General features: G+C 71.6%; 13 protein-coding genes. 3 read left to right on the top strand and 10 right to left on the bottom strand.

The window, feature by feature from the left end; genetic code table 11:
- The 7 genes from ACJ73U_RS48055 to ACJ73U_RS48025 all read right to left on the bottom strand — a co-directional run.
- The coding region (locus ACJ73U_RS48055) for a putative PEP-binding protein (RefSeq protein WP_407784510.1) at positions 1 to 1,137 on the bottom strand (1,137 nt) is incomplete at its 3' end.
- Entirely contained in the window at positions 1,130 to 1,402 is a 273-nt protein-coding gene (locus tag ACJ73U_RS48050) for an HPr family phosphocarrier protein (RefSeq protein ID WP_407784509.1), read from the bottom strand. The genes ACJ73U_RS48055 and ACJ73U_RS48050, both read right to left, overlap by 8 nt.
- Positions 1,403 to 1,423: 21 nt before the next feature.
- A complete protein-coding gene (locus tag ACJ73U_RS48045; protein WP_407784508.1) occupies positions 1,424 to 2,458 on the bottom strand; it encodes a zinc-dependent dehydrogenase in 1,035 nt (344 codons plus the stop codon).
- Positions 2,459 to 2,460: 2 nt separating this feature from the next.
- Complete coding sequence (locus ACJ73U_RS48040; RefSeq protein ID WP_407784507.1) at positions 2,461 to 2,901, bottom strand: PTS sugar transporter subunit IIA; 441 nt, start codon at positions 2,899 to 2,901, stop codon at positions 2,461 to 2,463.
- Positions 2,894 to 4,348, bottom strand: coding sequence for a PTS mannitol transporter subunit IICB (locus ACJ73U_RS48035; RefSeq protein ID WP_407784506.1), 1,455 nt, complete (start codon positions 4,346 to 4,348; stop codon positions 2,894 to 2,896). Before ACJ73U_RS48035 ends, ACJ73U_RS48040 begins: the two co-directional genes overlap by 8 nt.
- 21 nt (positions 4,349 to 4,369) lie before the next feature.
- Positions 4,370 to 5,323: a 1-phosphofructokinase family hexose kinase gene (locus ACJ73U_RS48030; RefSeq protein WP_407784505.1), complete on the bottom strand. Its 954-nt coding sequence runs from the start codon at positions 5,321 to 5,323 to the stop codon at positions 4,370 to 4,372.
- Positions 5,320 to 6,081: a DeoR/GlpR family DNA-binding transcription regulator gene (locus tag ACJ73U_RS48025; RefSeq protein WP_407784504.1), complete on the bottom strand. Its 762-nt coding sequence runs from the start codon at positions 6,079 to 6,081 to the stop codon at positions 5,320 to 5,322. Before ACJ73U_RS48025 ends, ACJ73U_RS48030 begins: the two co-directional genes overlap by 4 nt.
- Positions 6,082 to 6,334: 253 nt before the next feature.
- On the opposite strand from ACJ73U_RS48025, the gene ACJ73U_RS48020 reads away from it, so the two are divergent.
- Entirely contained in the window at positions 6,335 to 6,922 is a 588-nt protein-coding gene (locus ACJ73U_RS48020) for a DUF742 domain-containing protein (RefSeq protein WP_407784503.1), read from the top strand.
- Here the strand turns inward: ACJ73U_RS48020 and ACJ73U_RS48015 are convergent.
- The 3 genes from ACJ73U_RS48015 to ACJ73U_RS48005 form a co-directional block, all read right to left on the bottom strand.
- Complete coding sequence (locus ACJ73U_RS48015) at positions 6,909 to 7,682, bottom strand: DNA-formamidopyrimidine glycosylase family protein (RefSeq protein ID WP_407784502.1); 774 nt, start codon at positions 7,680 to 7,682, stop codon at positions 6,909 to 6,911. The genes ACJ73U_RS48020 and ACJ73U_RS48015 overlap by 14 nt on opposite strands.
- Before the next feature lie 9 nt (positions 7,683 to 7,691).
- Positions 7,692 to 8,900 (bottom strand): multidrug effflux MFS transporter, encoded by a 1,209-nt coding sequence (locus tag ACJ73U_RS48010; RefSeq protein WP_407784501.1) that lies wholly within the window; start codon positions 8,898 to 8,900, stop codon positions 7,692 to 7,694.
- A 327-nt stretch (positions 8,901 to 9,227) separates the two neighbouring features.
- On the bottom strand, positions 9,228 to 10,013 hold the full coding sequence (locus ACJ73U_RS48005; protein ID WP_407784500.1) for a methyltransferase domain-containing protein: 786 nt from the start codon (positions 10,011 to 10,013) through the stop codon (positions 9,228 to 9,230).
- 68 nt (positions 10,014 to 10,081) lie between these two features.
- On the opposite strand from ACJ73U_RS48005, the gene ACJ73U_RS48000 reads away from it, so the two are divergent.
- Both ACJ73U_RS48000 and ACJ73U_RS47995 read left to right on the top strand, forming a co-directional pair.
- Complete coding sequence (locus ACJ73U_RS48000) at positions 10,082 to 12,118, top strand: M14 family zinc carboxypeptidase (protein ID WP_407784499.1); 2,037 nt, start codon at positions 10,082 to 10,084, stop codon at positions 12,116 to 12,118.
- A gap of 40 nt (positions 12,119 to 12,158) precedes the next feature.
- Positions 12,159 to 13,100 (top strand): amidohydrolase family protein (locus tag ACJ73U_RS47995; protein ID WP_407784498.1); only part of this gene is annotated, 942 nt, incomplete at its 3' end.

The raw sequence follows: 13,100 nt of genomic DNA, 5'->3' as shown, positions 1-13,100 counted from the left end.
GACCATGGGGGCCATCACCCACGCCTCCACGTCCGTGGCGTCGGCGGCTCGGGCGACCGCCTCCAGCTGCTCCGCCAGGACCTGCGGGCGTACCCGTGCCGTGCGCAGGCCGCGGACGCCCAGGGCCGGGTTCTCCTCCTCGGCCAGGCCCAGGAACGGGAGTGGCTTGTCCGCACCGGCGTCCAGGGTGCGCAGGACGACCTTCCTGCCGCCGCCCACGGCCTCGAACAGCGCGCGGTAAGCGGTTTCCTGTTCGCCCACCGGGGGTGCGGACGTGCGGCCCAGGAACAGGAACTCGGTGCGGAAGAGGCCGACGCCCTCGGCGTCCGGCACCGCGTCCGCCGCGCCGCCGACGTTCAGCAGCAGGGGGACCGCGTGGCCGTCGGAGGTGCGGCCCGGTCCGGTGAACGCCGCGTTCCGTTCCGTTTCGGCGCGGCCCGACTCGCGGATCGCCGCCGCGTCCGCCGGTGACACCGGTGCCACCACGCCGGTGGTGCCGTCGACGGAGACCGGGGTGCCGTCCGCGACAGCCAGTATCTCGGCGCAGCTCACGACCGCCGGCAGGCCGCGCGACCTGGCCAGAATCGCCGTGTGGCTGGTCGGGCCGCCGCGGCGGGTGACGATCGCGAGGACGGACGGGTCCAGCAGGGCCGTGTCCGCCGGGGAGAGGTCATCGGCCGTCAGGACGAACGGGACGCCGGGGTGTGGGAGGCCCGGCATGGGGACGTCCAGCAGCCAGGCCACGGCCCGGTCCCGCAGGTCGGCGAGGTCCGCGGCTCGCTCGGCGAAGTAGCCGCCCAGCGAACGGAACTGCTCCTGCTGCTCGCCGATCGCGTCGGTGATGGCCCACGCGGCCGGGCGGCCCGCGGCGACCTTCGCGGCCACCGCGTCGGCGAGGGTCGGGTCGGCGGCCATCATCGCCTGGGTGCTGAGGACCTCCGCCGCGGGGCCCGTCAGCGTGGCCGCCAGCTTGTCCAGGGACGATGACACGAAGGCCAGTGCCGCGGTCGCCCGGCCGGCCTCGTCCGGGCCCGGTTCGGGCGCCTCGCCGGGGAGCACGGGTGGGCTGCCCATGGCGTGGACGGGGCCGGCCGTTCGTCCTGGGCTGACTCCCAGCCCGTGCATGTCCTCAGGCATCCGCGTCGAGGTCCTTCGCCAGTACCTCGGCCATCGCGTCCAGAGCCGCGTCGGCGCCTTCGCCGTCGGCCTCGATCGTGACCGTGTCGCCGCCGTGCGCGCCCAGCGAGAGCACCGCGATGATGCTCCGCGCGTCGACCGGCGACTTCTCCGGGACCGAGATCCGGACGGTTGCCTGTTGCGCCTGAGCGGTCTTGACCACGATCGCGGCCGGCCGGCCGTGCAGGCCGATCCGGGAGCCCACCACGACTTCCCTCGCTGGCATCGTTGCCCCTTTCCGTGGAACCTACGGCTCGATGGTCACCTTGATCGCCGCGCCGCTCGACACCAGCTCGATGGCGTCGTGCAGCTCGGCGAGGGGCAGCCGGTGGGTGATCAGGTCGGCGACCGGCACCTGACCGGTCGCGATCAGCTCCAGCGCCTTCTTGTTGTGGGCCGGGCTGGAACCGTTGGCGCCCACGATGGTCAGCTCGCGGTAGTGCACCAGGTTCGAGTCCAGCGTGATCGTCGGCCTGTCCTTCGGTAGGCCGCCGAAGAAGCTGATCCGGCCGCTGCGCGCGGCCATCTGCAGTGCTTCCTCCTGCGCGGCACCCGAGGCCGCGGCGGTGATCACCACGTCGACGCCGCGGCCGTCGGTGAGCTTGTGGATCTCGTCGACGGCGTTCACCTCGGCCGAGCAGATGGCCGCGTCCGGGTGCACCTTCTCCGCCGACATGTCCAGCCGGGACCGGTTCAGCTCCACCAGGAACACCCGCTTCGCGCCGCGGGCGCGGGCGAGCCGGACGTGCAGGCAGCCGATCGGCCCGGCGCCCACCACGACCACGTCGTCGCCCTCACCGACGCCGGCCAGCTCCTGCCCGTTCAGCACGCACGCCAGCGGCTCGGCCACGGACGCCTCGGCGTAGCTCACGCCCTCGGGGATCCGGTTCAGGCCGTCGACCGCGAGCACCTGGCGCGGCACGACCAGGAACTCGGCGAACCCGCCGTCGTAGTGGTAGCCGACCGAGGTCTGGTTGGGGCACACCGGCATCCGGCCGCGCGTGCAGTCCGGGCACGTCCCGCACGGCACCGCCGCGATGACCTGCACCCGGTCACCCGGCGCCCATCCGTCTACTTTGGACTCGACGACCTCGCCGGCGATCTCGTGGCCGATCACGCGCGGCGGGTCCAGGTGGTGGTGGCCGTGGTTGAAGATCTTGACGTCCGTGCCACAGGTCGAGCAGTTGTGGACGCGGATCTTCACCTCGTCCGGTCCGGGTGACGGCTCGGGTACGTCTTCCAGCCGGAGGTCACCAGGGGCGTAGAACCGCGCCACCCGCATGTTCACAAGTCCTTCCCAATTGATTCGAGGAGCGCGCGCACCGCTTCCGGATCGGACGAGGTGCGCAGTTGCTCCGCCTGTGCCGGGTCCATCAGGATCTGCGCCAGGGCCGACAGCACGGCCACGTGCTCGTTGCCCTTGGCCGCGATGGCCACGCAGATGTTGACCGTCTGCCCGTCCCAGTCCACACCGGACGGGAACTGCAGCACGCCCAGGGTCGTGTTCTTGACCAGGGCACGGCTTTCGTCGGTGCCGTGCGGGATCGCGACGCCCTCGCCGATGAAGGTCGAGACGGACTTCTCGCGTTCCAGCATGGTCGCCGGGTAGCCGGCCTCGACGGCGTCCAGCTCCAGCAGGACCGCGCCGCACTGGCGGATCGCGTCCCACTTGTCGGTCGCCGTCAGGCCGAGCCGGATCCCCTCGAGCGGCAGTACCTCAGCCACGAATCTCCTCGCCTTCCTTGATGGCCTTCTCCAGGCGGTCGAACGCGGGGTCGCCGAGGAACATCCGGAACTCCACGACCACGGCCTCCGGCGCGGTCATCCGAGCCCGGTCGGCGAGGTCGGAGTGCGTGAGCACCAGCCGCGTCCCCGCCGGGATGTCGGCGATGGCGACGTGCTCCACGCTGACGCCGTACGGCTTGAGCCGGGTGCGGAGCTGGCTCGCCAGCATCACGCTCGAACCCATGCCCGCGTCGCAGGCGACGACCACCTTGTCGACCTCGTTGCCCGCGATGGCCGGGTGCGCGCCGTTGGCGGAGTGTTCGGTGCCGGCGACCGGGGCGGCGGCCGCCGACAGCTCTGGGGCGTCCGCGAGGACGGCTTCTTCCTCGGCGTCCGCCCCGCGGCCGAACTTCAGCAGGGCGGCGGCCGCGAAGAAGGTCACGACGGCGGCCACCGCGACGGACAGCAGCACGCTCACGTGCCCACCGCGGGGGGTGACCGCGAGGTAGGCGAAGATGCTGCCCGGCGCGGGCGGCGCGACGAGACCGGAGTGGGTGACCAGCGCGGTGGCGACCCCGGACATGCCGCCCACCATCGCGGCGAGGATCAGGCGCGGCTTCATCAGCAGGTACGGGAAGTAGATCTCGTGGATGCCGCCGAAGAACTGGATGATGATGGCGCCCGGCGCGCTCGGCCGCAGCCGGCGCGGCCCGAAGAACCAGTACGCCAGCAGGATGCCCAGGCCCGGCCCGGGGTTGGTCTCGATCATGAACATGATCGACTGGCCGGCGTTCTTCGCCTGCTGGGCGCCGATCGCGTCGAAGATGCCGTGGTTGATGGCGTTGTTCAGGAACAGCGCCTTCGCCGGCTCGACGATGACGGACACCAGCGGCAGCAGGCTGTGGTCCACCAGGAACTGCACCGCGTTGCCGGCCGCCTCGGTGAGCCGGTCGACGAGCCAGCCGATGCGCCACACGCCGATGAGCGCGAGGCCGCCGCCGAGGATGCCGAGCGAGAAGTTGTCGACCAGCATCTCGAAGCCGGCCCTGATCCGGTGCTGTATGCGGTCGTCCCACAGCTTCAGCAGGTAGGCGGCGAGCGGGCCCATGATCATGGCACCGAGGAACATCGGCACTTCCGAGCCGACGACCACGCCCATGGTCGCGATGGCGCCGACGACCGCGCCGCGCTGGCCGTGCACCATCCGGCCGCCGGTGTAGCCGATGAGGATCGGCAGCAGGTACTTGATGGTCGGGTCGACGAGCCCGGCGAGGGTCTCGTTCGGTAACCAACCCTTGGGGATGAACAGGGCGGTGATCAGGCCCCACGCGATGAACGCCCCGATGTTGGGCATGATCATCCCGGCCAGGTGCCCCCCGAGGCGTTGCACCCTGGCCCGGAAACTGTTGCCCTGCAGGTTCTTCAGGTGAGAGATGTCAGTCGTCATTGAGCTAGCTCCATCTCGTGATCAAAGGGCACGTGTGAGGTCTACCGAGGCGTGGACGCGCACCGACGCGCGATCCACGTCGCGCGGGCCCGGCATCCGGCTGCCCGGCAACCGGACCGCCGCCGCACCCCACGACAACGCCTCCACAAGGGGATCCACGCCGGTCACCCCACCGGCCAGGAACCCGGCGAGCATCGCGTCGCCGGCGCCGACCGTGCTGACGCCGTGGTCGACCGGCGAGTCGCCGTAACGAACCCCCTCGACTGTCCCCTGTTGCCCCTGCCACCCGACGAGTACCGCCCCGTCGGCGCCCAGACTGGCCAGCACCGTACCGGCGCCGGCCGCCCGCATGGTCGTCGCTGCCCGAACCGCGTCCCCGATCGAGTCGATCGGGAAACCGGCGAACTCCGCCAGCTCGTCCCGGTTGGGCTTCACCAGTGCCGGGTGGGCGGTGAGCGCGGCGGTGAGCGCCGGACCGGAGGTGTCCACCGCGAACCTGACGCCCCGCTCGGTCAGCCGCCTGCCGAGATCGCAGTAGAACGTGTCCGGCACGCCCGGCGGGAGGCTGCCGCTCGCCACCACCCATTCGGCGGTGGTCGCGGTGTCCAGCACCGCCCTGACGATGCGCTCGAGGTCGTCGGGCGACAGCTCACCACCAGGCTCGTTGATCTTGGTGACCGAGCCGTCCGGCTCGACGAGGCTCACGTTGGACCGGGTGTGCCCGGTGACCGGCACCGCGCACACGTCGATGCCCTCGCCCTCGAGCAGTTCGGTCAGCTGCCGGCCCTCCGGACCGCCGCGGGGAATGACCGCGCAGGTCGGCTGCCTGTGCGCCGCCAGCGCCCTGGCCACGTTCACCCCCTTGCCGCCGGGGTCGAGCCGGGTGGCGACCGCGCGGACCATCTCGCCGCGGACCAGTTCGGGGATGTCGATGGTCCGGTCGAGGCTCGGGTTCAACGTGAGCGTGACGATCATGTCCGGATCACCCTGGGTCCCTGGGACTCGATCTCCGCGGCGACCTGGGGGTCCAGCCCGGTGTCGGTGATGAACAGGTCGATGTCCGTCAGCTCGGCGAAGCGGGCCAGGTGGTCGGAGCTGATCTTCGTGTGGTCGGCGAGCAGGACGCGGCGGCGGGCGGCGGCGACCATGGCCTTCTTGACGGCGGCCTCCGCCTGGTCCGGCGTGGTGAGCCCGCGCTGCACGGACAGACCGTTGGTCGCGAGGAACGCGACGTCCACGTAGGACCGGGCGAGGATCTCCAGCGCCCACGGGTCGACGCAGGCGAGGGTGCGGGATCTGACCCGGCCGCCGACGAACAGAACGGTGAAGTTCGCGCGGGTGGCCAGCGACAGCGCCGTCGGCAGGGCGTTGGTGAGGATCGTCAGCTGCCGGTCGACGGGCAGGATCTCGGCGAGTCGGGCGGTCGTCGTGCCCGCGTCGAGCAGGATCGAGCCCTCCTCGGGGACCTCCGCCAGCGCCGCCTTCGCGATGCGGTCCTTCTCCGCGCCCAGCACCGCGTCCCTGGTGGCGAGCGCCGGCTCGAAGCCGAGGCGCTCGACCGGGATCGCACCGCCATGCACGCGGCGGAGCAGGCCGTGGCGCTCCAGAACGGACAGGTCACGACGGATGGTCTCGCCCGTGACGGCCAGTTCGGCCGCCAGGTCGGCGACATCCACCCGCCCTTCCCGCCGGGCGCGGTCCACGATGTGCTGCTGCCGCTCTTCTGCGTACATGTGGATTTACCACCGTTTCATCTGCGTATCGTTGTGTTTACCTGGTTTAGCCACGTTAAGTCAACAGTTCGTTTCGCGTAGCACTCTAGGTAGCCGGGACAGCACCGGCCGCCACGAGTGCTTGCTCCTGACTGTGATATATGCCTACTATCCGCGAACCTTCAGCCCTATCTCTGGCGGTGAGCGGGCGTTGTCGACCAACGGCTCCGGTGGCACCGGGCAACGGCCGTTCCGCGAGCCGGACCAAGGCCCGATGAGCGGCGTACTCCCCATCGCGAACCTCCCCGACGAGCCGGAACCACCTCCCCCCACGCCGACCTCCCTGCCGATCGGACCACGCTCGGTTACGCCGGCCGGCCGCAGAAGCCTGGCCCGGCACGATAAGAAGGGCAAGAAGAAACTGCCACTCGCGCCACCGCCCGCGCAGGCGCCCCTCCCGCCGCTGGCCGACACCGGACCGTGGCGCGAGCCGAAGGAGCACCCGCCGCTGTCGCTGGAGGCGAGCGGGCCGAGGCAGCTGGTCAGGCCGTACACCCGGACGGGCGGCCGCACGCACGTCGACTACCGGCTGGAGCTGGAGACGCTGCTGTCCACGCCGCTGGGCCGCGACTACGACATCGTGACCCTGCGCGACGACTACCGGACGATCTGCGAGATGTGCCGCCTGCCGCAGTCGGTGGCGGAGATATCGGCCCGGCTCGGGTTGCCGCTGGGTGCCGCCCGGGTGTTGATCGCGGACCTGGTGCCGGCCGAGCTGCTGTACGTGCACGAGGTTGCCGAGGAGGACGGGCCGTCGGTCGACCTGCTCTCCCGGGTGGCCGCCGGCCTCAGGAAGCTGTAGGCCGGGGCTGGCAGCGCGGGCAGTAGTAGGTCAGCCGGGTGTCCTGCTCCTCGACCAGGACCCGCCCCCGGCAGCGGGGGCAGCCCCCGCGGTGCTGGCCGTAGACCCACAGGTCGCGCCGCTGGAGACCGGTGGTGTTGCGCACGGGCCGCAGGGCGTTGTGCAGCAGCAGCTTCCTGGCCAGCCGGACGGTCTTCGCCCCGTCCACGGCCGACACCGGGGACCACGGGGAGACGCCGAGCAGGAAGCACAGCTCGGACTTGAAGACGTTGCCGACGCCGGCCATGACCCGCTGGTCGAGGAGCGCCTGCCCCAGCTCGCGGTCGGGGTCGGCGGTCAGCCGGCGGACCGCCTCGGCCAGCGCGTCGTCCGACCAGTCCGGGTCGAGCAGGTCGGGGCCGAGGTGGGCCACCAGCTTCCCCTCGTTCGGGGTGGGCAGCAGGACCATCTCGAGCAGGGACGTGCCGACCGCGTACCGCTCCTCGGTCGCGAGGACCGCCCTGACCCGGTGGTTGAGCTGCGGGCGCCGGTCGAAGAGGCGCCACGAGCCGTCCATGCCCAGGTGGCAGTGCAGGCTGAGGTCGCCACTGAACCGCAGGAAGAGGTGCTTGCCGACGGACACGGCCCGGTCGAACACCCGGCCCGCCAGGTCGACGGTGGCCAGCCGGGGGTGCCGCAGGTCGGCGAACGTGAGGGTGACACCGCCCAGCGCCTCGGTCAGCCTGTGCGCCGTGGCGTAGACGGTGTCACCCTCGGGCATCTGCCCAGCCTAGGCCGTCGCGAGCGCCCGCTGCCGAACCATCGAGGCGGTCAGCGCGGCCCAGGCGACGAGGATGCCGCCGGTCATGGTCACGGCCATCGCGGGGCCGTTGTTGCCGAGGAAGCCGACCACCGGGGCGATCAGCGCGCCGAGGCCGAACTGCGTGGCACCGAGCAGCGCGGCCGCCGTGCCCGCCGCCTCACCGTGCCGCGACAGCGCCAGCGCCGGGGCGTTCGGCAGGACGAACCCCACCGCGGCCAGCAGGAACAGCAGCGGCACCAGGAAGCCGACCAGGCCGCCCGCGCCGGACGCCGCGAGCACGATCAGCACGGCGCCGAACACGAGCCCGGCGCCCAGCGCGCCGAACACGATCTGCTGGGCGGTGAACCGGTTGAGCAGCACCACGTTCACCTGTGACGCCCCGATCAGCGCCACCGCCCCGAGCGCGAACACCAGCGCGAACTGCTGCTGCGACAGGTCGAAGGTGTCCTGCAGGACGAACGACGAGCCGGAGACGTAGGAGAACAGCGCCGACATGCCGAGCGCGGCGACGAGCGTCAGCACCACGAACTGCGGGTCGGTCACCAGCATCCGGTAGGTTGCCAGCACCGGCCGCAACGAGCCGGTCCTGCGGCGCTCGACCGGCAGGGTCTCCCTGAGCAGGAAGATCGCGACCAGCAGCAACACCGCACCCAGCGTCGCGAGCACGGCGAACACGCCGCGCCACGAGCCCGCGGTGAGGACCGCCGCACCGATCGACGGCGCGAGGATCGGCGCCGTGCCCATCACGAGCATGAGCCGGGACAGGATCGTGGCCGCGGCCTTGCCGGTGAACAGGTCGCGGACCACCGCCATGGCGACGACCATCGTGGCGGCCGCGCCGACGCCCTGGAGCGTGCGCAGGACGCCGAGCACGGCCACGTTCGGCGCGACCAGGCACGACACGGACGCGGCGATGTGCACGACCGTGCCGGCGATCAGCGGCCTGCGCCGGCCCAGCGAGTCCGACAGCGGGCCGATCACCAGCTGGCCGAGCCCGAGGCCGAGGAGCGTGCCGGTGAGGGTGAGCTGCACCGCCGACGAGGACGCGCCCAGGTCCGCACCGAGCGCCGGCAGCGCGGGCAGGTACATGTCGATCGTGAGGGGACCGAGAGCGATGAGCGCCCCGAGGACGAGGATGATCCTGATCCGAGCGGCTCCGGTCGGCGACTCTGCCAACTGTGCTGACGTCAACTCCCCCGAAGTGTCCACTGTAGATGGACTGTGCAGAGTTGCCTGTTCCATGTCCCCTGGCAACAGCCGCCGAGGGGTCTTTGTTCCTGTTCGGACCGCGGCGGTGAAGGGCGCGTTCGGGATATGCCCGATGCCCTGAACGGCGTGTTCGGAGCATTCACCCACGTCACGAAGGGCGTTCAGGACGTCGAGCGCTCCGAACGCGCCCTTCGAGGCATGGTCCAGCCCGTCCCGGAAGCCTTTCGAGGCATGGCCAGCGCGCCCGAACGCGCCCTTCGAGGCGGACGTGGAGTCAGGGATCCGGCGAGACGGTCAGCGGGTCGCGCCCAGTACCCAGCCGGTGAGGCTGGCGAAGAACAGGCCGGCTTCCTCGGCTTCGGCCAGTGGGCGCCACCATTCCTCGGGCGTCATGCCCAGGACGGTCGCCGCCTCCGGGTCCGCCAGGGCGCCGCGGGTGGCCTGGCGGAAGAACTCGTACGGCATGTGCACGGTGTACGGCGTCGTCGTCACGTCGGTCATGCCCCGGGCGGCGAAGCGGCGGCGCATCTGGCGGCCGCACCAGCCCTGTTTGTGGTGGTCCGCCCAGTACTGCTGGAACGCTCGCGTGGCCGTTCGGTCCGGGTGGTCCAGAGCCAGTGTCTCCAGGTCGAGGTCGAAGACCGCCAGGCGGCCGCCCGGGCGTAGGACGCGGACCAGTTCGTCGTCGGCCCTGTCGATGTCGAGCAGGTGTTGGCGGACCAGCTTGGCCCGTACGCGGTCGAAGGTCGCGTCGGGGAAGGACAGGGCGTAGACGTCATCGCGCCTGAACTCGACCGGGCCGCCTCGTCGGCGGGCCTCGGCCAGCATGCTCTCGCTCAGGTCCACGCCGACCACGCGGCCCGAGGGGCCTGCGAGTCTGGCCAGCTCACGGGTGTCGTCACCGGGGCCGCAGCCGACGTCCAGCACGTGCTTTCCCTCCAGCGAGCCCAGTTGCTCGATGAGGGTCGCGCGCACTCCTCGGTACTCGGGGATCGCGTTCACGCTGTCGGAGAACCGGATGAACCAGGACGCGTCCGCGGTGTCGTCAATGGCCGTGTACTGCCCAACGCTAACACTCATGGCGATCACCCTATGACTCCGCGCGATCTTGCGGAATGATTCGTTCCGGATCCAGCCTGGAGGTATCGGTGAAGCGACGTGGTGTCGGACTAGCCCTCGTGTTGTTGCTGTCCCTGCTCGTCCCCGTACCGTCCGCCGGCGCGGCGCCGGCCCGGTCCGACGGCCTTTCCCTCGTGCGGGTGGCACTGCCCGACGCCGCCATGTACGACGAGCTGGTCGCGAGCGGTGCGGACATCGCGGCGCGACCGCGGGTCGACGGTGGGCAGTTGCTGGTGGACCTCGTGCTCAGCGGCAGTGAGCTGGACGCGCTCGTCGCCCGGGGCGCGCGGACCGTGCAGGTGATCGAGCGGGAAGGGGACGGCGCCGCCCGGTACGCGCAGTCGCGGGCCAAGCGGGCCGCGGCGGCCGACACGCTGCACTTCCTGTCCGCGTACTGGTGGACCAGCGGCGGGCAGACGTTCCTGCAGACCCAGGTCGCGACGACCGCCATCGCCGACCCGGACGTCGAGATCACCGTCACCTGGACCACCGCGGACGGCACCACCGGGTCGTTCCCGTTGGAGCGGTTCGAGGACGCCGGCGAGTACCAGTACCACGTCGCGCTGCCCCAGCCCCTGCCCGCGCAGCCGGTCAAGGTGAGCGCCACGTCGAGCCTCGGCGGCGTGTCCCGCACGATCACCCCGACCGCCTGGCCGGGTTCGACCCCACCGCCGGCGCCGTCCGGCTACCAGGAGGACTTCGTCGACGCGTACATGGCGCCGACCGACATCAAGGCCAGGCTGGCGCGGCTCGCCAGGCAGTACCCCGGGCTGGTCGACCTCGTCGACCTGCCGCACAAGACGCAGGGCTACCGGCGCACCGCCACGGCATACCTCGGCGACCCGGCCTCCGCCGCGGTCGTCGTCGAGTCGGTCAAGTTCGGTGACGAGGGACCGAACGGCTGGCAGGTCAAGACCGTCGCCCCCGGCAAGCCGAACCGGGCCGCCCAGGCGACCTGGCGCGACCGCGTCCTGACGGTCTCCCTCGCCACGGACGCGTCCGGCGCGGTCATCAGCACGACCGACCAGGTCGCCGCGCTGATCACGGCACGCTTCCCCCAGCGGTTCAACGCCTTCGTGGCCGACGGGTCGGCGGGCAAGGTCATGCCGGTCGCCGGTCCGGTCACCATGGGCGACGGGCTCGCCGGGTCGATCCCGCACAAGCCGTGGACGGTGCAGGCGCTGCGGATCGGCGTGCACCGCGACGGGTCGCGGATCGGCGTGCTGGCGTACTCGCAGGAGCACGCGCGGGAGTGGGCGACGCCGCTGGTGACGCTGGAGTTCGCGGAGCGGCTGCTGGCCAACTACGCGACCGACCCGGCGACCCGGCAGCTGCTGGAGGACGTCGAGGTGTTCGTGATCCCGACCGTCAACCCGGACGGCGCGAACTACTCGTTCCAGGACGCGAACTTCCAGCGCAAGAACATGGTCAACCACTGCACCGGCACACAGCGGGACCCGAGGTACGCGGACTCGTGGGGCGTCGACGTGAACCGCAACTACAGTGTCGGCTCGCTGTTCGACGGGTACGTCGGCGCCTCGGCGAACTGCCTGTCCGGCACGTACGCGGGCACGGGTGAGCTGTCCGAGGCCGAGAGCAACAACGTCATCGACTTCACGAAGGCGCACGACAACATCAGGTTCGTGATGAACGTGCACAGCTACGGCGGTTACTTCATGTGGCCGCCCGGGGCGTACGCGATGCCCGGCCGGGTGACGCTGCCGCGGCCGTCCGCGGAGGAGGCGGCGTTCTTCCAGGCGTCGGCGAAGCGGATCGTCGGCGCGATCGCGTCGTCGCGGGGCACGGTGACGTGGCCGTCCCAGACCGGGCCGGTCGCGGACGTGCTGTACTCGGCCGCGGGCAACTCGGCCGACGAGCTGTACTACGAGCTGGGCATCTTCGCGTGGGACTTCGAGATCGGCAACGACCGGTGGAACCCGTCGACCGGCGAGTGGGAGGGCGTCGGCTTCCAGCCGCCGTTCCCGGAGGCACACGCGGAGTCCCAGGAGTACGCCGACGGTCTGGTGGAGCTGCTGAACGTGGCCCGCGACTACGAACAGGGGTGACGGCTGTCGCGTTCGCCCCGTCGTGGGCGACTCTGAAGGCATGAGCATGACCGCGTTGCGGGCTGCCCGTGTGTTCGACGGCACCAGCCTCGTCACCCCGCCGACGGTGGTGCTCGACGGCGGCCGCGTCGTGGCGGCGGGTGTCGACGTGCCGGACGCCGCCGACCTCGGCGACGTGACCGTGCTGCCCGGCATGGTCGACGTGCACGTCCACCTCGCGTTCGACGCCGGTCCGGACCCGGTGGGCACGCTCGCCGCGCGCTCACCGGCCGAGGTGCGGGAGGCGATGACCGACGCGGGCCGACGGCAGGTGTCGGCCGGCGTCACCACGGTCCGGGACCTCGGCGACCTGGACTACATGTCGCTGTCGCTGCGTGGCCACCCCGACCTGCCGACGATCGTGGCGGCCGGTCCGCCGGTGACCACGCTCGGCGGGCACTGCCACTTCCTCGGCGGCGCGGTCCAGCCAGGCGAGGCGGCCATCCGCGCCGCGGTGCGGGAGCGGGCGGAGCGGGGCTGCGACGTCGTCAAGGTCATGGCGAGCGGCGGCACGATGACGCGGGGTTCCGCGCAGCACATACCGCAGTTCGCGGTGGCCGAGCTGCGGGCCGCGGTCGACGAGGCGCACCGGCACGGGCTGCCGGTCGTCGCGCACGCCCATGCCACCGAGGGCATCGTCGCCGCGCTCGAGGCCGGTGTGGACGGGCTGGAGCACGTCTCGTTCTGGACGGTCGACGGGGTCGACGACCGCCCCGACCTGATCGACCTCATCGCGGCGCGGCGGGTACCGGTGGGCGCGTCGATCGGGGCCAGGCCCATGTCGGACGCGGACCGGCAGGCTGCCGGGGCGAACAGGTCGCTGGCCGTCGAGGTGCTGGCGCGGGCGCCGAAGATCATGGCCGCCTACGCGCGGCTGGTCGAGGCGGGCGCGGTGGTGGTGGCCGGCACCGACGCGGGGATCGGCCCGCGCAAGCCGCACCCG

It is taken from the genome of Actinophytocola sp. (genome assembly GCF_045807065.1).
Classification (GTDB): domain Bacteria; phylum Actinomycetota; class Actinomycetes; order Mycobacteriales; family Pseudonocardiaceae; genus Actinophytocola.
Note: the sequence above shows the minus strand (reverse complement) of the source record. Positions and strands in the feature narration are given on the sequence as shown.

Coding starts and splice junctions, on each gene's coding strand:
- ACJ73U_RS48050 (WP_407784509.1), bottom strand. CDS start 1,402: ATGCCAGCGAGGGAAGTCGTGGTGGGCTCCCGGATCGGCCTGCACGGC.
- ACJ73U_RS48045 (WP_407784508.1), bottom strand. CDS start 2,458: ATGCGGGTGGCGCGGTTCTACGCCCCTGGTGACCTCCGGCTGGAAGAC.
- ACJ73U_RS48035 (WP_407784506.1), bottom strand. CDS start 4,348: ATGACGACTGACATCTCTCACCTGAAGAACCTGCAGGGCAACAGTTTC.
- ACJ73U_RS48030 (WP_407784505.1), bottom strand. CDS start 5,323: ATGATCGTCACGCTCACGTTGAACCCGAGCCTCGACCGGACCATCGAC.
- ACJ73U_RS48025 (WP_407784504.1), bottom strand. CDS start 6,081: ATGTACGCAGAAGAGCGGCAGCAGCACATCGTGGACCGCGCCCGGCGG.
- ACJ73U_RS48020 (WP_407784503.1), top strand. CDS start 6,335: ATGAGCGGCGTACTCCCCATCGCGAACCTCCCCGACGAGCCGGAACCA.
- ACJ73U_RS48015 (WP_407784502.1), bottom strand. CDS start 7,682: ATGCCCGAGGGTGACACCGTCTACGCCACGGCGCACAGGCTGACCGAG.
- ACJ73U_RS48005 (WP_407784500.1), bottom strand. CDS start 10,013: ATGAGTGTTAGCGTTGGGCAGTACACGGCCATTGACGACACCGCGGAC.